19 protein-coding genes and 1 pseudogene are annotated in these 20,698 nt (G+C 30.9%); 5 read left to right on the top strand and 15 right to left on the bottom strand.

The features are described 5' to 3' along the window. Positions 1-39: 39 nt before the first annotated feature. Positions 40-1,032 carry a rhodanese-like domain-containing protein gene (locus tag B5X81_RS25250; protein ID WP_079495806.1) on the bottom strand — a complete coding sequence of 331 codons (993 nt, stop codon included), beginning with the start codon at positions 1,030-1,032 and terminating at the stop codon, positions 40-42. Positions 1,033-1,262: 230 nt separating this feature from the next. Next, a complete protein-coding gene (locus B5X81_RS25245; RefSeq protein ID WP_079495805.1) occupies positions 1,263-2,174 on the bottom strand; it encodes a sulfurtransferase in 912 nt (303 codons plus the stop codon). 429 nt (positions 2,175-2,603) lie between these two features. On the opposite strand from B5X81_RS25245, the gene B5X81_RS25240 reads away from it, so the two are divergent. Further along, positions 2,604-4,166, top strand: a complete 1,563-nt coding sequence (locus tag B5X81_RS25240) for an ArnT family glycosyltransferase (RefSeq protein WP_079495804.1) — start codon at positions 2,604-2,606, stop codon at positions 4,164-4,166. Positions 4,167-4,185: 19 nt separating this feature from the next. Here B5X81_RS25240 and B5X81_RS25235 read toward each other — a convergent pair whose 3' ends face one another. From B5X81_RS25235 to rfbB, 8 genes are all read right to left on the bottom strand, one after another. Next, positions 4,186-4,941 carry an ABC transporter ATP-binding protein gene (locus tag B5X81_RS25235; protein WP_079495803.1) on the bottom strand — a complete coding sequence of 252 codons (756 nt, stop codon included), beginning with the start codon at positions 4,939-4,941 and terminating at the stop codon, positions 4,186-4,188. Then, positions 4,938-5,723 carry an ABC transporter permease gene (locus B5X81_RS25230; RefSeq protein ID WP_079495802.1) on the bottom strand — a complete coding sequence of 262 codons (786 nt, stop codon included), beginning with the start codon at positions 5,721-5,723 and terminating at the stop codon, positions 4,938-4,940. Before B5X81_RS25230 ends, B5X81_RS25235 begins: the two co-directional genes overlap by 4 nt. Then, positions 5,713-6,699: an ABC transporter substrate-binding protein gene (locus tag B5X81_RS25225; protein ID WP_079495801.1), complete on the bottom strand. Its 987-nt coding sequence runs from the start codon at positions 6,697-6,699 to the stop codon at positions 5,713-5,715. Before B5X81_RS25225 ends, B5X81_RS25230 begins: the two co-directional genes overlap by 11 nt. Positions 6,700-6,732: 33 nt before the next feature. Next, on the bottom strand, positions 6,733-7,971 hold the full coding sequence (locus B5X81_RS25220) for an ATP-grasp domain-containing protein (RefSeq protein ID WP_079495800.1): 1,239 nt from the start codon (positions 7,969-7,971) through the stop codon (positions 6,733-6,735). 12 nt (positions 7,972-7,983) lie between these two features. Then, positions 7,984-8,721, bottom strand: coding sequence for a glycosyltransferase family 2 protein (locus tag B5X81_RS25215; protein ID WP_079495799.1), 738 nt, complete (start codon positions 8,719-8,721; stop codon positions 7,984-7,986). 68 nt (positions 8,722-8,789) lie between these two features. Next, positions 8,790-9,965: a dTDP-4-amino-4,6-dideoxygalactose transaminase gene (rffA, locus tag B5X81_RS25210; protein ID WP_244282246.1), complete on the bottom strand. Its 1,176-nt coding sequence runs from the start codon at positions 9,963-9,965 to the stop codon at positions 8,790-8,792. Beyond that, the gene (locus tag B5X81_RS25205; protein WP_079495797.1) at positions 9,925-10,677 is read right to left on the bottom strand and encodes a sugar phosphate nucleotidyltransferase; all 753 of its coding nucleotides are present in this window, start codon (positions 10,675-10,677) and stop codon (positions 9,925-9,927) included. The genes rffA and B5X81_RS25205 overlap by 41 nt, the downstream gene beginning before the upstream one ends. 24 nt (positions 10,678-10,701) lie before the next feature. Then, positions 10,702-11,694, bottom strand: a complete 993-nt coding sequence (gene rfbB / locus B5X81_RS25200) for a dTDP-glucose 4,6-dehydratase (protein ID WP_170917609.1) — start codon at positions 11,692-11,694, stop codon at positions 10,702-10,704. Positions 11,695-11,797: 103 nt separating this feature from the next. Here rfbB and B5X81_RS25195 point away from each other — a divergent pair, with 103 nt between their 5' ends. Next, positions 11,798-12,016, top strand: coding sequence for a sulfurtransferase TusA family protein (locus tag B5X81_RS25195; RefSeq protein ID WP_079495796.1), 219 nt, complete (start codon positions 11,798-11,800; stop codon positions 12,014-12,016). On the opposite strand, the gene B5X81_RS25190 is transcribed toward B5X81_RS25195, so the two are convergent. Beyond that, the gene (locus B5X81_RS25190) at positions 12,013-12,909 is read right to left on the bottom strand and encodes a LysR family transcriptional regulator (RefSeq protein ID WP_079495795.1); all 897 of its coding nucleotides are present in this window, start codon (positions 12,907-12,909) and stop codon (positions 12,013-12,015) included. The two genes, B5X81_RS25195 and B5X81_RS25190, sit on opposite strands and share 4 nt — an antisense overlap. A gap of 315 nt (positions 12,910-13,224) precedes the next feature. On the opposite strand from B5X81_RS25190, the gene B5X81_RS28545 reads away from it, so the two are divergent. Together B5X81_RS28545 and B5X81_RS28540 are read left to right on the top strand one after the other, a co-directional pair. After that, complete coding sequence (locus tag B5X81_RS28545) at positions 13,225-13,920, top strand: YeeE/YedE thiosulfate transporter family protein (protein ID WP_079495794.1); 696 nt, start codon at positions 13,225-13,227, stop codon at positions 13,918-13,920. A gap of 79 nt (positions 13,921-13,999) precedes the next feature. Then, positions 14,000-14,533 (top strand): YeeE/YedE thiosulfate transporter family protein, encoded by a 534-nt coding sequence (locus tag B5X81_RS28540; protein ID WP_079495793.1) that lies wholly within the window; start codon positions 14,000-14,002, stop codon positions 14,531-14,533. A 125-nt stretch (positions 14,534-14,658) separates the two neighbouring features. Here the strand turns inward: B5X81_RS28540 and B5X81_RS25175 are convergent, their stop codons facing one another. The 3 genes from B5X81_RS25175 to B5X81_RS25165 form a co-directional block, all read right to left on the bottom strand. Continuing rightward, entirely contained in the window at positions 14,659-16,140 is a 1,482-nt protein-coding gene (locus B5X81_RS25175; RefSeq protein ID WP_079495792.1) for a glycine betaine uptake BCCT transporter, read from the bottom strand. Between the two features lie 174 nt (positions 16,141-16,314). Then, a complete protein-coding gene (gene grdH / locus B5X81_RS25170) occupies positions 16,315-17,631 on the bottom strand; it encodes a betaine reductase selenoprotein B (RefSeq protein WP_079495791.1) in 1,317 nt (438 codons plus the stop codon). A gap of 16 nt (positions 17,632-17,647) precedes the next feature. Continuing rightward, entirely contained in the window at positions 17,648-18,973 is a 1,326-nt protein-coding gene (locus B5X81_RS25165) for a glycine/sarcosine/betaine reductase component B subunit (protein WP_079495790.1), read from the bottom strand. 432 nt (positions 18,974-19,405) lie between these two features. Here B5X81_RS25165 and B5X81_RS25160 point away from each other — a divergent pair, with 432 nt between their 5' ends. Further along, complete coding sequence (locus B5X81_RS25160; RefSeq protein ID WP_079495789.1) at positions 19,406-20,071, top strand: TetR/AcrR family transcriptional regulator; 666 nt, start codon at positions 19,406-19,408, stop codon at positions 20,069-20,071. A 155-nt stretch (positions 20,072-20,226) separates the two neighbouring features. On the opposite strand, the pseudogene B5X81_RS25155 reads toward B5X81_RS25160, so the two are convergent. Beyond that, positions 20,227-20,698: pseudogene (locus B5X81_RS25155) on the bottom strand (glycine/sarcosine/betaine reductase complex component C subunit alpha); the annotation flags it as partial.

Genomic DNA, 20,698 nt, shown 5'->3' with positions numbered 1-20,698 from the left:
TACCTGCCAAACCATTAGTATTGAATCTTTCTAGATTATTTATTTCACTAATGGAAATCCCTTATTTGTCCATCCTTGCGGTTCATTTGCTCTCATTCCTGTACCACCATTCAATGATACAGCATCATATCCTAATAATCTTAGTGCTGCCACAGTTTGTCCTGCTGTTTGGCCTGTGTAACAATAAACTATAATCTTTTTATCCTTTGGTAACGTATTGAATTCTTTATGCATTTCTGTTCCAAATGGAATGTTAACTGCACCTTGAATATGTCCCTTCGCAAAGTCATCTGCTGATCTTATTGATAAAAACATAATACTGCTATTTTCTTCATCTAGAAGCTTTTTAGCATTGTCTTCACTTATCTTATAATTAGCATATGTGCTTCCCTTTAAATCTTCAAGACCGCTAAAATACTTATCTACTGCTTCTTTAATTTCTGGATCAATTTCAATTCCTGTTGGCTGACCAAATTCATTAGCATTTGTTTCAGTTATATCCTTTACTCCTTCAACCTTTGAAATTCCTAGATTCCAACCTAAGTTAACAGACTTAGCATCAAAACCTGCCATATTTAGTAGTGCAACTGTTTGACCTGCTGTTTGTCCAGTATAGCAATATACCATTATTGGTTTACTTCTTGGTAGCTTATCAAGATTTTCACTTATAGCTGTTCCCCAAGGAGCATTAACAGCGCCTTTTACATGTCCTTCACCATATACATCCGGTTGTCTTATATCTAATATAAACATATCCTCTCCAGCTTTAACCTTCTCTACAAACTTATCTTGAGGAATCTTATAGATGTCTTCACCCATATTAGTATAATAATCATTTACAGCTTGAGCTAAAACATCCTCATCACTAGTTGTAGATGACTCTGTATCTTGATTTGCATCTTGATTTGCATCTTGTTCTGTAGCTGGAACTTCTTCTGTTGCTTGCTCTGATTCTGTAGTTGAACTACAACCTGCAACACTTAATGCCAATGTTAATACTAAAATCAAAAATATAACTTTAAATTTTTTCATAATCTTATAAATCCCCTCTCTTATATGTTATTATTTTAACACGATTAATTATAGCATAGATTCTAATACTTCTATACTCGGAATAAACAATACAGGATAAGAAAATTTAATAACAAACAATAATATTAAATTTATTATCAAAACAAGTTAATTTAAAATAAAACTAAAGGCACTAAATTCTTTATATAAAGAACTCAGGGCCTTTAATGTTTTTCAATATAATTATATTATTAAGAATTATCCTGTTGATTTATCTCTACTTCGCTATTATCTGGCATCTGTACTGGTAAAGATGTATCCTTAGACCATTGAACCCAGGCGCCGTCATATAATTTAAGATTTCTATATCCTGCATTATAAAGTGCCAGGTAAGTTTGAGCACCTCTAATGGAAGTTTTGCAATACATAATAGCAGTATCCTCTGGTATTAGCCCTGCATCTAAGTACATTGCTTGAATATCAGAAACTGATTTATATGTGCCATCTTCATGATTGTTATCAACATAATTAATTAATATAGAGCTCGGAATAGTTCCTGCATCATATTCTTCCTGAGACCGAGTATCTAATAACATCACATTCTTTTTAGGATCATTAATCTGGGATTTCACATCCTCAACAGTTGCAATCATGTCAGTGTTTTTATCCTTGGCCAAATATTGTACCGGTTCAATACTCGGTAATTCTTTGGTCATTTCAGCACCAGCATTGACTAAGGCCTTTATTCCTCCACTCACAACCTTAACATTCTCATGTCCATAGACCTTCAAAGACCACCACAATCTTGCTGAATCCATATTATTGTTATTATCATAAATTACAACTGTAGAATTATTAGAAATGCCCTTTGAGCCCATAACTTCTTCAATTTGTTGTTTTGGAGCCAATAAATTTGGTACAGGTTCATTAATTACTATGTCGGATCTACTAATATTAATAGAATTCTTAACGTGGTTATATAAATAACCTTCAGAATTCTGAGCATCAACCACTACAACATTTTCTTGATTAAATAGCTCTAGTGCTTCCTTTGCATCAATGATTTCTGTTCCTGTTTCTCCGGTAAATGAACTACATCCAACATTTATGAACATAATCGCCATTATAAGTACAAATAATGATAATTTAAACAATCTTTTCATTTTATTCCTCCGTTCTTGTTTATTTTTTAATAAAACACCTAAAGAATTTGTTAATTTATATACAACTATAATTATACTTTAATCCCAAAGATATTTGTTATAGGTATTTGAAATATAGTATTACATTATCAAATATGATCTTTGTGATAATATAATCTAAAAGAGATGATATAATGAACAAAGGTGTTAAAGTTGTTTATTATTAATTTAACTCTCTATGCTAGTTATTATCTCGGGAGTATTAATATTTCATTTGAGTGATTTTTATAAACCTGTTTTCCCCTTAAAAATCATATAAAAAAACAGGTTTATAGCATGAACGAAAAGGAAATATTAATACTCCCTAAATAATATTTTAGAAAAAAATTGATTTACTATCACAATAGATTAATTCATAAATAGAGAATACTTATATTATGAGGTGAAAAAATGTTTAAAATTAAATTCAGTTTAAACAAAAGAACTATTATAGGACTTTTAATATTTTATTTTATAATAAATTTAATATTTCTAAATAGATTTCCCTTTATTCACTCTGATGAGCCTTGGCTTAGTGGTTTATCCAGAAATATTTTGGAGAAAAAAAGTTTTTCTGTAACGGAAACATTTTTTGACTTATATAAAAGACATCCCCATGCCATTAAAATCCTATTTCACTCAACACAAATATTTTTCTTAAAAATATTTGGTTACAGTATTTTCACCTTTAGATTGATATCTTTAATATTTGGAACTATAACATTATTCTTTTTTTACAAACTTTGCTATCTCTTACTTAAATCAAAAAAATTTGCTCTGTTTTCAACCTTCTTATTATCTATAGATGTTCAGTTTATATATGCATCACATTTTGCCAGACAAGAAATAATATTGCTTTTTATTCTTATATTAGGTCTATATAGTTTTTATAAAAATAATAAAACTGATAATTATTATAGAGACATAATAATAGGTATTTTAGTAGGGTTAAGTATAGGTATACATCCTAACAGCTTTATCATATCTCTTCCCTTTGGCCTTTTATATTTATATCATATTTTTATTACTAAGAAATTGAAAATTAAAAATCTTATAATATATATTGCTATAGTTTCTCTATTTGCATTATTTTTTGTCTTTCTCAGTTTTAAATTCGATCCAAACTTTTTAAGTAATTATAGTAGTTATGGAAATCAATTTGGTGTATTAAGTCCTATTACCTCTAAGATTAAACAAATAAAAAATTTTTATTTAAAGCTCTATTATGGTATTAGTGGAACATATTATACACCCAATATTAAATTTCAGTTTTACTTATTTGCTTTAGTATTATTTACAACCTTTATCAAGCTATTCTTCATTAAAGATAAATTTAAAAAGGAAAATTTACTTTCCATTGTTTTAATTATCTTAGCTATAAATATAGGAATAATTATGATAGGCAGATTTAATGCAACCAGCATGATATTCTTATTTCCACCATTTTATATATTAACAACTTATATTTATATGCTAAAGGATTTTAGAAAATGGAAACCATTATATGGAGTTTTTATAACTGTCGTTCTTCTTATTACTACAGTCAGTAATATATACCCATACTTAAACACAAGCTATGATAATTATCTCAATGAAATAGGAAAATTTGTAAAAAAGAACGACTCTGTTCTAGCTAATCTTAATAGTGAATACTATTTTGAAAATGGAAAGCTATATGATTATAGAAATCTTTCTTTTTTAGACGAAAATAACATTAGCTTTTCAGATTATATATACAGCCACGATATTGAATATATAGTATATTCTGATGAAATGGATTTTATATATAACAATAGACCTGTATGGAACGGAATATATGGCAATCTATATTTTTATTATGATGACATGCAAAATTTTTTAAATACAAAATGTAATCTAGTACATGAATTTAAAGATAATATCTATGGTATTAGAATTGCGAGATATATTAACACAAGGGATTGGTGGATAAAAATATATAAAGTGAGAGAATAGCAAGCTCAAAGAAAACTTGTTATTCTCTCACTTTATCATAAATTTCTTTTGCTTTTTCAATAAATTCAGTGCTTAATCTGTCCCTAGGCCTATCCAAATTATTGACTATTATATCCCTAATACTGCTAGGTGATCTGCCCATTGCTATTATCCTATCTGATAATATGACTGCTTCTTCTATATCATGGGTAACAAAAATAATAGTGGATTCTATTTCTTTCCACAATTCAATTAAAATACTTTGCAGATTTATACGTGTCTGAACATCTAGACTGCCAAAGGGCTCATCCATTAATAAAACCTCAGGTTTTATGGCTAGAGCCCTCGCAATAGCAGCTCTCTGTTTCATACCTCCAGATACTTCATGAGGATAATAATCCTCATATCCTTCTAGCTTAACCATTTTTAAATAATTTTTGGCTAACTGTATTCTCTTATTTAATGCTATTTGTTTTTTGTTAATATTCAATGGAAATAAAACATTTTGAAGAATAGTTTTCCATGGAAAAAGCTGATTAAAATCTTGAAATACCATAATACGATTGGAGCTTGGCTTTAATATTTTTTTGCCCTTCAAGATTATACTTCCTTCATCATATTTATCAAATCCTGCAATCAAACCCAATAGAGTTGATTTACCACATCCAGAAGGCCCCACTACAGATAAAAATTCTCCCTTTTTTACGTAAAAACTTACTTTATTTAATACATTTACTTTTTCTTTGTCTTTTATGAAAAATTTAGACAAATCCTTTATTTCAAGTAATGAAATCATATAGACATCCCCCATTTTCTAATAGTCATTTTTTCAAGTCTATCAAAAAATAAATCCTCTATTGTTATTCCAATAAATATAATAACTATTAATCCTCCAAATAGTCCGGGAGTATCCATAAAAACTCTTTTCTTAAATATAAACCATCCAAGGCCCCCTGCTCCTCCGGCTGCACCAAAAACCATTTCCGCACTTATAACAGCTCTCCAAGCCCTTGCCCAGCCTATCTTTAATCCTGTAATAAAATGAGGGAATGCAGCAGGAACTAATATATATCGAATAATGCCTATAGTATTTAATTCATAATTTCTTCCTATTTCCTTATATATTTTAGGAATCGCCCTAAACCCCGTAAGCAAATTTAGTATCAAGGGCCATATTACTGAATGTATTATAATAAATATAATTGCACCTTCTCCTACCCCAATCCAAAGAATAACCAATGGAAGTAATGCTATACCCGGCAGTGGATGGGCAACAGCTATGATTGTTTCAACAAAACCTTCAAATACCTTGGATACCATTGAAAGTCCAGATAATATTATAGCAATCAGTAGTCCAAACACTAATCCCTTAAAAATAAGACCTAAAGAAAATAGTGTTTGAAAAATTATATCTCCCTTTACTGCATCATGTATTAGAGAATATAGTATTTTCTCTATCCTTGGAAAAGAAGCAGGATTAAAAACCTGACTTAAGGCAATACCTTGCCATATCACAGCCAGTACTAGTATCCATAAAAATCTCAAAATATATTTATTATGAAGTATCTTATTTCTCATATCTAACATCTTCCCATAATATTTCATTTGCATTTTCAAAGGATTTTGATAAATAATTATTTCTTTTCATAAAATCAGCAAAATCCTTTAAACCCTTTACCGATGAACTATACACTGTACCATCTGCTGTTATATAGCTTAATACTTCTTCCTTCGGTAAATTATATTCATCAGCTAAAATATCTGCAGCCTCCTGGGGATTAGCATTTATAAAATCAATTGCCTCATGTAATGATTTTACAAAGGCTTTATAGGTATTAGGGTTTTTATCATGAAACTCCTTTGTACTTACCCCAACAATAAAAGTAAAATCCTTGCCCATAGCCTCTTCTCCAGTTAGGATTTGATGAAAACCTTCATTTTCTAACTCCTTAAAAATATAAGGTGGGGAGGTAAAGTGAGCAGTTATATCTTTTCTGGCTAATAAAGCATTCATACCATCAGGGTGGGCCATAGTAACTAATAAATTATCTAATTTGCTAGCATCATTAAAAGTCTTTTCACTAGCCATTGATAGTAATATATGTTGAATGCTACCGGGCTGGGGCAAAGCAATTCTATCATCAATTGTAAAATCCTCTATTGATTTTATATCATTTTTATAGGTAACTAAACCAACAGGCATGGAAGATAATCCACTGGCTATTTTCCAGTCCATACCCTTATCCCATCCAATCATAAATGGCGGAATAGCCATAAATCCAACATCTACCTGATTTGATATCATTCCCTCTCTTATTGCAGCAGTATTACCCATTTGTTTCCATGTTATTTCAACTTCTGGTAAATTCTTTTCCAGTATTTCTTTATACTTCATTATTTGAATTGGAGCATAAGCTAGTCCATATTGCTCTGCTATTTTTATCTCGTTATTTCTTGATATATCCTTCTTAGATGCACACCCACTGAATAAAAATAATGTTGTAAATATTATTAAGAATATATAAATGCCCTTAGTTCTTAAAAGTCTTTTCATAGGTATTTTCCTCTCCCAAATTAATCTGTTATGTTAATAAATCTTATACTGCATTACAAGATTATTACCATCATTATCATATATTTTCAAATGCCTAAATGCTCTATTTATATTATCTGCAAGAGATTTCTTATCTTCTCCAACAATGATCATGTACCCTGCCCTGGCAGTGGCATTTACTATTCTCCTAAGCTCATCTCCTTCTTTAAAATTAAAATTACCTTCTATTACTCCATGTAATTTTTTTATTTCTTTCATATCACTTAAAAACTTAATTTTACCAGGTTTTGCAAAAAACAACTGGACAGATGCCTTTTTATGGTTTTTCAATAAATCATAGCTTTTAAGCCTTGTATAATCTATTTCATTTCCCAAGGAATAATCTATAACCATATCCAATATATCTATTTCCGTAAGTAAAGGAATCAATTTATCCTCATATGCTCCACCAATCCTACAGGCCACCTCATTAACCTTAATTCCTTCACTGCCTATAAGCATTTGAAAATAGATAGGTCCATCCTGTATCTCAAAGGCTTCAACTATTTGTCTTGTAATTCTATAGATATCCTCATGGTGGCTGTATAAATGCTTAGAAGGAAAATCATGGGCTAAGCATATGCCAATATGTTGATTATTGCTAAATGTAACTCTATCTGTAACTAAAATTATATGGGTATTCCCTCCTTGTACCCAACCACTCACAGTAATTTCTTCACTTTCATAATATTCTTCAACTAATACTACATCTTCTCTGGAATAGCTTAATGTATCTTCAATTTTTCCCCTTATATCATCTATGGAATATAATTTATAAATACCTCTTTGCCCTTGACTATCAACGGGCTTTATAACAACTGGGAATTTAAGATTTTTTAATTCCTTTTCTTTAAAATTTTTATTAATAAGTACGTAATTAACCGTTGGAATTTTATTGTGGGAAAAAATTTTTTTCATTACTCTTTTGTTTGTAACAGCCTTTGCTGTAGGAACCTTCAAAAAAGAAGGCAATTTTAATTCTCTAGCTACTTCAGCCACTGTATAAATTGGCTGATCAGTGCCTAGAGTCATAATACCATCAATATCATATTTTTTAGCTACTTTTATATTTTCATTTACATCAAATGTACTAACCAATTCACCAAAGTCGCTGATTCCTTTCCCCGGAGCATCCTCATAATAATCTGAAACAATTGTAGTAATTCCCTTTTCTTTACTACGTTTTATTGCATTAATCTGACTGTTTCCTCCACCTAATATTAAAAGTTTCATTTTCAAGCCTCCTTAAAGATAGCTTTCAAATATTTCAAATTGAGGTTTGTTTTCTAAGAATTTATTGAAAAACTTAATGTCTGAATAATAAATATATAATTTTAAAAATAACCTCATTAGTTTTGAAAATTTATAATTAGAACTACCATATTTTCTTGGTTTATGATCAACATACACGTTTCCAATATTCCTGGTTATTTTGAGTATTATAGCAGTTATATATACAAAAGTTGTTTTATTTCTTTTAATTTCTTCCTGTATATTCTTTTTAATACAGCGAAAACTACTGACTTTTATATTCTTTGGTTTATGACAAATAGTATTAAAGAGAAAATTAGTGGCTTTTGAACCCATATTTCTTAAAAAGCTATGTTCTTTTTTTTTTGCTATTCCATAAACCACATCATATCCTTCATCTATCTTTTCCATTATTTTTATTATCTCCTCCGGTGGATGCTGCAGATCATCGTCCATAGTAATTATAAAATCCTTGGTTGCAAACTCAAATCCACATTTTATTGCATTTTGCTGACCATAATTATTCTTAAGTCGTATAATTTTTAAATTATTGGTATTATTATATATCTCTTTCATCTTAGAAAAGCTGTTATCTGTACTATAGTCATCCACCAAAATAATTTCATAATCTATAAAGATATTATTTAATACTTTAGATAATCTGTTATATAGCTCATCTAAAGAATCAAAACTATTATAAACTGGAATTACTACAGATCCACTACTCCACATGTTTAAATCTCCTTTAACCCAGATTCTTCATGGAAAATTCAAAAGGACACAACAGAGTTTTAAATTTTCTATGAATAATTTGGATTTAATATTTCATCTAACCTGTATACAACATAATTTGCTTCTTCAATAGTCATACTTGTATATAATGGTAGCCTTAAAAGTGATTTTCCAACTCTTTCTGTTATAGGAAAGTCTCCTAGGGTATATCCTAAGGTTTGTCCCATAAAGGAACTGTGTAGTGGTTCGAAATGAGTTGTTGCATGAATACCAAACTCCCTTAATCTCTTAATCACTTTATCTCTTAAGGCTTCATTTTCTAAAAGAATATAAAAAAGATGATGATTTGAATCCTGATACTTCTGTAAAGTTGTCATGCCTTTTATTGATCCAGACTTTAAATGCTTATTCAAATTCTCAATATAATAGCTGACTATTTTCCTTCTCTTTTCTTTTATAACATTCATCTGTTGCAGCTGTCCATATAACACTGCCATTAAAATATCTGAAGGTGTATAACTTGAACCTATATCTACCCAGGAATATTTATCCACCTTTCCTTTTAAAAACTTATTTCTATTTGTTCCTTTCTGTCTTATGATCTGTGCCCTTTCTATTAATTCTTCATCCTTAGAATTAATAGCCAATGCTCCACCTTCACCACTTATATAATTTTTAGTTCCGTGAAAACTATAGCAGGCCAAATACCCCCAGGCTCCTAGAAATCTATCTTTATATTTAGAGTTAACTCCCTGGGCTGCATCTTCAATTATATAAAGTCTATGTTTTTCAGCAATATTAATAATCCTATCCATTTCACATCCAACGCCTCCATAATGAACAGGAATAATAGCCCTGGTATTCTTCGTAATCTTTTTTTCTATATCATCGGGGTCTATATTCAAATTGCTTGGAAGTATCTCAGTAAATACTGGGATTGCTCCTCGAAGCATCACTGAGTTCGCTGTGGATGGGAAAGTAAAGGAAGGCATTATCACTTCATCTTTAGGTCCCAGCCCGATAAGCATCATTGCTATATCTAGTGCATGGGTCGCAGAAGTTGTCATAAGAACCTTTGGTATAGAAAATGTTTCTTCCAGCAGTGAGGATACTTTAGAGGTAAAGTAACCATCTCCACTAACACTTTCCATATTAAGTGCTTCTTTTATTAATTTTAATTCATTTCCAGTAAAATAGATTTTATTAAATGGAATTTTCATTATAATCACCATCAATAATTTCATTATTTATTCTATAAAGCATATTATTTGCCAATCTATAGGATTCTATGGTTCCGGCATCTGTCCAATCACCATCTAAAATATCGTAGGTTAATTTTCCTTTCTTAATATACGCATTATTAACACAAGTTATTTCCAACTCACCTTTAGAGGAAATGGAAATATTTTTTATAATGTCAAAAACATTACTATCATACATGTATATACCTGTAACTGCATAATTACTTTGTGGCAAAGCAGGTTTTTCCTGTATATTAATTATTTTTTCCTTGTCTAAGGTGGCCACGCCAAAATTATGGGGATTTAAAACTCTTTTTAATAAAACTTTACAACCTATTTTTTGCTTTTTAAATTTATTTATATAGGGTTTAATACTTTTAGTAGCTATATTATCTCCTAACATTACAGTAATTAAATCCCCACAGGCAAAACTTTCTCCCAATAAAAGAGCATCTGCTATGCCTTTTGGCTCCTCCTGAACTTTAAAGGTAAAATCACAGCCAAATTCTCTGCCACTTCCAAGGACATTCACTATATCTCCCATATTTTCTCTGCTTGTTATTATTAAAATATCTCTAATATCAGAGCATATTAACTGCTTTATGGGATTATATATCATAGGTTCTTTTCCTACAGGTAAGAGATGTTTGTTTGTAATTTTAGTCAAAGGAAATAATCTCGTTCCTCTACCACCTGCTAAAATAATACCTTTCATATATTTTCTCTCCTTAACAGACTTTTACTTCAATATTAATTTCTTATCAATATACCAATTAATTGTTTTCTCAAGCCCACTTTCAAATTGAGTTATAGTATTCCATCCCAAGGTCTTAATAAGCTTAGTTGAATCCAAACCATACCTTTTATCATGGCCTTTTCTATCTGCTACAAATTCAATTAAATCTTCACTAATACCCTTTGAATCTAAACCTCTGGTTTGTAATATTTCTTTTGTTTTATTTATAATAATTTTAATTATATCAATATTTCTTTTTTCATTATTGCTGCTTATATTATAAACTTCACCAATAACTCCTCTATCCAATACTGTATTTATAGCATGGCAGTGATCCATAACATAAATCCAGTCTCTAACATTGGTACCTCTACCATAAACAGGTATTTTCCTTCTATCTAAAGAATTATTAATAACCTTTGGTATAAGCTTTTCATTATGCTGGCATGGTCCATAATTATTGCTACACCGGGTTATTATTACAGGTAATCCATAGGTATTATAAAATGATCCTACCAGTAAGTCCGCTGAAGCTTTACTGGCAGCATATGGATTATTAGGCCTTAAGGGTGATATTTCTGTAAATAATCCCGTTTCAGTAGAACCATATACTTCATCTGTTGAAATTTGTATAAACATTTTTATATTTCTATCTAGTGAACATTCCAACAGTACCTGGGTGCCTAGTACATTTGTTTTTATAAACTCCTCACTACTTTCAATACTTCTATCCACATGGGATTCTGCTGCAAAGTTAATAATGTAATCTGGCCTGTACAAATTAAAAATATCTTCTAAGCTCTTTCTATTACATATATCCTCTTGAATAAAAGTATAATTGTAATTATTCTCTATCTCCTTAAGGTTTTGTAAGTTTCCAGCATATGTTAACTTATCTATATTTATAATTCTTATATCTTTATTTTTTCCAAATAAATATTTTATAAAATTTGAACCTATGAATCCAGCTCCACCAGTAATCAGATATCTATCCATTTTAACATCTCCATTTATGATATAAACTGCATGGATTTCTATGACATTATAACACAAAATTATGATATAATATTTAATAACTTATTAACAAAGGAGAATTGCTATGAAGAAAATCGATTGCTTAGGTGATGTATGTCCTGTTCCAATTATAAAAACAAAAAAAGGGCTTCAAAGTATAGGGCCCGGAGAATCTATTATAGTAGTAACAGACCACAGTTGTACCCTCGAAGCTCTTGTTAGCTTATTAGAAAATTACAATGTTAAATTTGAATCTGATGAAGTTATCAATGGTGTTTGGGAAATAACCGTTACCAAGCTCTAGCACAGACTCTCTTTTCCTATTTTTTTGAAATATTTTATGAATTCAGTAATAGATTTGCTCAATCTTGTATTCTTTTTATTTATTAAATACATATGATATTTCATAGAAAAATCGGATATTTTTATTTGCTTTAACCGCTTTTCATATAGTTCTTTCTTAATAGAAATATAAGGAACAAAAGCAATGCCATATCCTTTGAAAATAGAAGACTTCACTGACTCCGTCGAATCACTTTTATAAAGAATATTTAATTCTTTAGATTTATATCCCAACTGCTTAATCTTATCTATTAAAATTTCTTCAATATTCAATTTGTTATTTAGTAAAACAAAGGGTTGTTTTAACAAATTTTCAAAATCTATTTCTTCATCTATTTCATAATCATCTGATGCCACTAAAACAAGGTTATCAGTACCTATTTCATAACATTCCAAAGAGTCAGCAGTCGGTTTTCCATAAACAACACCTATGTCAGCAATATTATTTAGAACATTCTCTTCTATTGCTTGGGATGTATTAGATATCAACTCATAATTATGATGAGGAAATTTATTCTTTATTTTATATAATACACATGGTAATGCATAAGTAGCTATTGGCCAGCATGCTTCAATTTTAATAATTTGACTATTCTTTGAATCCTGTTCTAAATGTTCAAGCATAGCTTCATAAGTTCTTATTAAATTATCAGCATATTGAAGAACTATTAACCCCTTTTCTGTTAACTCAACTCCCTTATTGCTTCTTATTAATAGTTCATATCCCAAGCTTTCTTCAAGCTTTTGAATCTGCTGACTGAGAGCAGGCTGAGAAATATGAACACTATTTGCAACCTTTGATATGCTCTTAGCCATAGCCACTTTGTAAAAATATTCAAAGCTTTCTATATGCAAAACAGTTCCTCCCTTTATGAACATATTAATCACAATAAAATTTATTAAGGAAATTAAAATTATGTAATTTCATCTATTTAATAAACTTTATTGATAGTATTATAACATATAATCTTATAGCATGTTAAAATTATATCTTAATTGACAAATAATATATTAATTTTATTATTATCTATTTCCCAAATTATAACTATTTAGCACATTATATTTTATTATTTTATACTAAAAAATTTTTTTATGTTATAATTTTGTTAGTATAGTTGTTAATTCTATATAATTATAATTGATATATAGTAAAAGGAGAGGTGTAATCTAATGACTAAAACAAATAACAGTCAACCATCACCAAAAGAAAGATCATCTTCTAGAATCTCTAAAAATAGAAATGCTAATAAAAATCAAATGCCATTAGGTATTGCAGTTTTAGTAATTATGATAATAATTGGGTTTTTGTTATCTAATATTTCTGTAAAATTAGGATTATTTTGGATAACTGGTATTTGTTTCGGATTTGTACTTCAAAAGTCAAGATTTTGTTTCACCGCATCTATGAGGGATCCTTACTTAACAGGTGGCACCGCCTTAACTAGAGCAGTACTTATAGCCTTTGCAATCACAACTATTGCCTTCACAGCAATAAAATTCAGTGCTTATTCTAGTGGCTTACCTATTCCAGGACAAACCTATATTACTCCTATTAGCTTTGCAACAGTTATCGGTGCTTTTATGTTTGGCATAGGCATGGTTATAGCAGGAGGCTGTACATCGGGTACCCTTATGAGAGTTGGTGAAGGATTTTTAGTTCAAATGTTAACTCTCTTCTTTTTTATTATTGGTTCTCTTTGGGGAGCACATGATTTTGAATGGTGGAAACTTAATTTTATTTTAAAGGGCAAAGCAATATTTTTACCTGACCTATTTGGGTGGTTTGGAGCAGTTATAATTCAACTACTGTTAATCGCTGCTTTATATATTTTAGCTGATAAATGGGAAAATAGAATATTTAAATAGTTTAAAAATATTAAAATAAAATTTTATAAGTGTGCAACTATAAGTATTGACGAAAAAAGCTAATTAAGGAGGTATAGCTTTGGATTTGAAAAACAATAAGTTCTATAAACTTTGGTTTAAAAACTCATGGTCATATATAGTTGGTGCAGTGCTGCTATCGGTTTTACAAATAGTTACATTTTCTACTACAGGTAACCCTTGGGGAGTCTCTCAAGCTTTTGCAAACTGGGGAGCATGGCTATATAGAGCAGTTGGAGGCAGTGTAGATAAATGGTATTATTTTAGTAGCAAAGCTGCCCAAGCTACTTTAGATTCTGGTTTTTTAAATGATCCTGCTTCTATAAGAAACATTGGAATTATCTTTGGTGCTCTTTTAGCTTCTCTTTTAGCTTCTCAATTCAGAATCAAAAAAATTAAATCAATGAAACAGGTTGTAGCAGCAGTTTTAGGTGGCCTATTAATGGGCTATGGGGCAAGGATAGGTCTTGGTTGTAATATAGGTGCAATGTATAGTGGCATTGCTTCACTCTCCCTTTCAGGTTGGGTATTCGCACTATTTTTATTTCTCGGTGGCATAGTTGGCAGTAAATTATTGGTAAAATTTTTTATGTGATTTAAAACAACAAAAAAAGCCTTGAATCCAATCAGAGTTTTTTAAAATAACAAGTAAATAAAGATAAACAACATTAAGATTCAAATTTATTAAACCCCAAAGTTGTTTATCTTTATATAAATCTTTTAATTAATTTTTTCAGCTCTCAATGCCTTGAGAAGGGAAACGCAAGCAAAGATCATTATAAAAATAAATGGAAATGCTGCAGCCACTGAGCCAACCTGCAATGTGGTTAATCCCCCGGCAAGAAGAAGCGCTAAAGCAAGTAATGCTTGAACAATTCCCCAGACTATTTTCTTTGTATTTGATGGATTCAAATCTCCTTCAGATGTAAACATACCTAAAACAAAGGTAGCAGAATTTGCTGATGTAATAAAGAAGGTACATAATAGAAATACAGCTATTAAAGAAATTATACTTCCTAAGGGATACTGCTCTAAAGTAATGAAAAGTGCTGTTTCTGTAACCTTTGCAGCCTTTGTGGCCATATCAACACCTAGATCTATACCGAGGGTTCCAAAAGCTGCAAACCATACAAATGAAGCTAAAGAAGGGGCTACTATAACTCCTAATATAAATTCTCTAATTGTTCTACCTTTAGAAATACGTGCTATAAATGTTCCTACAAATGGCGCCCATGCAATCCACCATGCCCAGTAGAATATGGTCCAGTCCCCAATCCATTTATTATCTCCAAAGGGCTCTATATGAAAGCTATCTCTTACAAATGAACTCATATACATTCCTAATCCGTTTGTAAATGAATTTATTATTTTTATTGTAGGTCCAATTAATATTACTGCTATTAATAGGGTAATTGCAGTAAATAAGTTAATATCAGATAAAATCTTAATACCCTTTTGTATTCCTGTAACTGCCGTCCATATATAAACAAATGTTACTATTGCTATAATGCTTATTTGTACAGTTTTAGTTATAGGAAGTCCAAATAAATAATTTAATCCACCGTTTATTTGCAAAGTACCAAGTCCTAAAGAAGTTGCCACTCCTGCAACTGTTGCAAACACTGCAAAGATATCTATAGTTTTACCTAAAGGACCTTTTACTCTTTCTTCACCTAATAGTGGTATAAATATACTACTTATTAAGCCTGGTCTATTTTTTCTAAATTGAAAATATGCTAGAGCTAGCCCTATAATACTGTAGTTAGCCCATGGATGAAATCCCCAATGCATAAAAGACTTTCTCATAGCAAAATTAGCCGCCTCTGGCGTTCCACTTTGTATACCGAAGGGTGTATGAGCAAAATGGTTTAAAGGCTCTGCAACACCCCAAAACACAAGTCCAATACCCATACCTGCTCCAAATAACATTGCAAACCATGAGGATGTTTTAAACTCAGGCTTAGAATCATCTGGTCCAAGTTTTATATTTCCATATTTACTAAATGCTAAAAATGTGGCAAATCCCACAAATAGAAACATGGATATAAGGTAAGTCCATCCAAAGTTATCTGTTAGAAACTTATATAGTCCATTTGCTGCCATTTCAAAGCTATCCTTACCTAGTATTCCCCATCCTACAATTCCAAATACGACTATTAGTGATATATAATAAACTATGTTATTAGTCTTTTTATCATTCATATATTCAATCTCCTCCTCATTAATATTATAGTGCTAGTTAACCTAAAGATAACCAACTTTAAAGTATAATAAATTCCATAGAAAAAATGTAGAAATATTTACTATTTTCTATAAAATTTATATTTAATTTTAATGTTGGTTATCTTTATAACTAGCACTATATCTAAATGACAATTATATCTTTACTTTAAATACTGTTTGTTCTTCTATATCAGTTTCTAGAGCTTCTAAAGCTACTCCTACTCTGTGATATCTAAGCTTCCACTGCTCTTCCTTCGAAGTACTTGGATCTCCTAAAGGATATGGAATAGATATGGTTGGAACCATTCTGTTTGATCCAACTGTTTTTGCTACTGGTATTAAGTTTGCCATTTGTACTATTGTAATTCCAGCTTTTTCAATTTCCTTAACCATCGTTGCACCGCAAAGAGTACAGGTACCTCATGTAGATGTTAAAATAACCGCATCTACTTCATCAGCTTTAAGATGCTCAACAATTTCTCTTGCCATTCTTGCTGCCTCAGCTTGAGTAGTCCCTGTTCCAACTGTTGTATAGAAATAATTGTGTATTGATCCAATTCTTCCTTCTTTCTCATATGCCCTTAATGCATCTAATGGTACTATTACATCGGGATTAGCATCAGCAGCAGCCGGGTCAAAACCTGCATGGATAGTTTTATATACTCCACCTGGAAGACTATCTAAATTAGATATATCATATTTCCCCCATCTTGTGGCAGAAGCTGATTGAATTCTATCAGGGTTATCTACTGGTACTATACCTCCTGTTGTTGCTAAAGCAATCTTTGCTTTGCTTAAATCTTTAATAGCAGGTGCTATAGGGACTAAATCTAATTCTGGTATAGGCAATTCACTAACAAAATCTTCACCTTTGACTTTTTTAAGAAGCATATCTATAACTCTATCTGTAGCCGGTACTGGAGGATTCAACCATTTTTGATGTCTTACTCCTCTTCCATAATAACCTTCTTCTTCTGCTGATAAAAGCTCTTCACCATTTATTAGCTTTTTAGCAAATTTAGCCATTACCTTAGTATCTGCTCTCATTTTAGCAGCACTTTTACCGCCTTTGAAAATATACATTTCTTTACTGAACATTTCAACTCCAGGGTTTTCATCGTTCATAGAAGTTATCACAGGCACCTTGAATTTTTCTTTTACTGCTTTACATATGTGTCCACAGGCAGCTCCATATCTTCCAGCTCTAAATGCAGGTCCCGCAAAGAATATGTCAAACTCTAATCCTTCTAAAAATCCTAATATAGTTTCAACTGCTTCATCTTTCCTTGAACCCATGAAATTATCTCCACAGATTATTGTATGAGTAACTTTTACATCATCACCTAAAGCCTTGTCAAGGGCCATAGCAGGTCCAACTAGACCTTCTCTAATCTCTGGCTCATAATCGGCAACATCTTCTCCACCAATTTGTCCAAAGAATTGGTTTAAGTATAAAATAGCTTTTTTCATATCTCTATACACCTCCTTAATATTCAACCATTGTCTTAGTAGACCAGCCTGCAACTTGGTCTCCACAGAACATAGCATTATTTTCCATAATTATCGATCCATCTTCTTTAACTGATGGCCCTAATAGTTCATCATCGGCCCATCCACCTGATAAACCATCTCTAGCTAAAGCTTCTAGTTCACCTAATACTGTTTCCATTGGTGGAAGCTTTATAAGCTCAGATACATTACCACAGGACACTATTGCATCAGCCTTTGGATCTAATGTTACTAGAGGCTGTGATGCTCCATCTCTTCCTGTACACTCATTTGTAAGTCCTACAGTCTTAACTCCTGCATCCTCTAAAGCTACTAAACAAGCTATAAAGTCTGCATCGGGATTTCCATATCCTTCTTCTGCAACTATTGCACTATCTGCTCCTAAGGACTTAGCCATTTGAGCCACAAATAGGGCTGATCTTTCTTTTTGCTCTAGGGCAACATTTAGATTGGACATTATTACACCTAAAAAGTTAACTGTTTTTCCATGTTCCTTGTACAATCTTTTAATCATAGGATAATTTTGGAAATCATATGTTGACCATTTTGATGAACAAGGCATAAAGGATCCTGAGATCATTGCCCCATCTAATACCTCATTTGGATGCATAAATGTTGGTACCATATGGTTACAATCCCATCCATAAACTAAATCATTATATCCCATTTCTTCCATTTGAGATTGAGGCTGTAAAACAAGTACTACACTTGGTAAGTCATTTACTTCCTTAGAACGCTTTGTTACTGGCTCTAATTCATAGGTTTCTACTTCTTCTGGCTCAAGGTCAGCTACACAGTTTCCTATATACTCTGCCAAACGCATTCCTGCCCATCTTAGTGCACGATTTTTCTTTTGTTGTTCACGTTTTTCAAATTCTTCATCGGTATCAGCAACTAAAACTATGTTCTTTAATTGTGAAAAAAACGTGTATTTAGCTCCTTCTCCACCCATATCTATTAGTCCATCCTGGAAGCCACCCCAATGCTTTCCTACTACTAATACACTGCAATCTTTAAGAGCAAGGGTTTTTCCATTTCCAGGCTGCATAAGGTCTCCAGTTACACCAGGAAATACTGGGCCTCCCCCAACACGGTGTCTTGGCTCAATTGCTTCTTTAACGGGTACTAATCTTACTTTGTCTCCTGGCTTAACTATAAATAGGTCTGCTTCTGTTATGTGTTCATCTTCTTTAACTACTGCCAAAGCTTCTTCTTTATTAATAGTTAATATTCCATTTTCATAGGCAGTCTTGTCTCCGAAAACAATGTCCTTTACGAAAAAATTACCAATTTCTAATTTCATTTTTACACTCCTTTCATAACTTATATTATTTCTAGAAAAATAACATTTATAACTGCAATAAATAAGAAAACGTTATTTCTCTTGCATATTCTTGTTATTTTTCTAACTAATACAATTATATCATAACCATGATTATATTGTAAATTCGTTTGTGATATATTCTTGATTTATATTGCATTTTTTTTTATAAATTAGCTAATTATATAAGTTATAGTATAAATTTATACAATAATTATACAAATATAGAAATTAAAGTGTAATATTTCCATTACATATTATGGTGATTTGAGATTATATATTTCTCCCCAATAGTATTATTAAAAAATATATTTTTTAAACAAAATTTATAATACTTTTAGAGTTGGTTATCTTTAAAAGCATATGTTATAATACTTATTATGAAATTAAAATTTTATTAGTTGGTGAATTGATATGAATAAAAAAGAAATTCAAAAAAGACGTATGATGAGTTATTTTATTGAAGCAGTAAACCAAATTATAGAAACTGATGGAATAGAAGCTATTACTATAAGAAAAGTATCGGATATGGCTGGATATAATAGTGCAACCCTATATAATTATTTTGAAAATCTAGATCACCTTATTTTTTTTGCATCTATGAAATACTTAAAGGAATATGTAACAAGTCTACCTAAGTATCTAAAAAATGTCCAAACTCCTATTGACAAATATTTTGGTATTTGGAAATGCTTCTGCTATCATTCTTTTAGTAAGCCTAAAATATATTACAGAATTTTCTTTGATAAATTTAGTAATTCCTTAAATGATGATATTAAAGAATATTATAAAATTTTTCCAGAAGAACTTGGTGATCAGTCACTAAATCTTCTTCCTATGCTATTGGGACAAAATATTTATGATAGAAATAGATCTATACTAAAATCATTCGTAAATAATTTACAGCTTAAAAAAGAAGATTTGGAAGATATTAATGAAATGACTATTCTAATTTATCAGGGAATGCTTTCAAGGATATTAAATGAACAAACAGATTATTCAATAGATGAAGCCACTGATAAGACACTATTCTATATGAAACAAATAATTAGATCCTACACCAATTGTCATATTAACTAAACCCCCGATAAAATCATCATGGGGCTTTTAAAAAAAGTATAAAACCTATTCAATCTTGGACCAGATTGAATAGGTTTTATACATAAATCATTATAAAATTATAAAACAATTTTAATTGGTTATACAAACATATTACTTTAAAATTTTCTATTTATCTAACAGGGATCCCCTTCCTTAGCAACAAATCCAACCTTAGCAAGTATCTCAGTGGCTTTAGCAACCTTATCTTCATTTACTAAAACTATAGGTCCAGTACAACCCATACCACTTTCTGCATAGATTTTTTCCTTCCAAAGGGCCTTTACAGCATCCTCTAGATCCATTATATCTATTCCCGATATAGATCCTGTTACTACTTCCTTTGGCGGAGCAGCCACTTCTTCATCAGAATCCGAAGCTTTCTTACTGTCCTTTGTCAATCCCTTTAATATATCCTTTAGTCCTGCCTTATTTGCTTTTTCAAATTCAGTCTTTGCTATTTCCTTCAAATTTCCTTTAGCCAAGGATGCTCCATAAGCAAGGGCATTTGCTGCCACAGGTACTCCCGATGCTCTGGAAAGAATAAGTATCGTTCTATCATATCCTTCCCCTATTCCTGGTCCATATCCATAGCCCAATGCTTCATAG

Origin of the sequence: Maledivibacter halophilus (genome assembly GCF_900167445.1) — a bacterium.
Lineage (GTDB): Bacteria > Bacillota > Clostridia > Peptostreptococcales > Caminicellaceae > Maledivibacter > Maledivibacter halophilus.
Note: the sequence above shows the minus strand (reverse complement) of the source record. Positions and strands in the feature narration are given on the sequence as shown.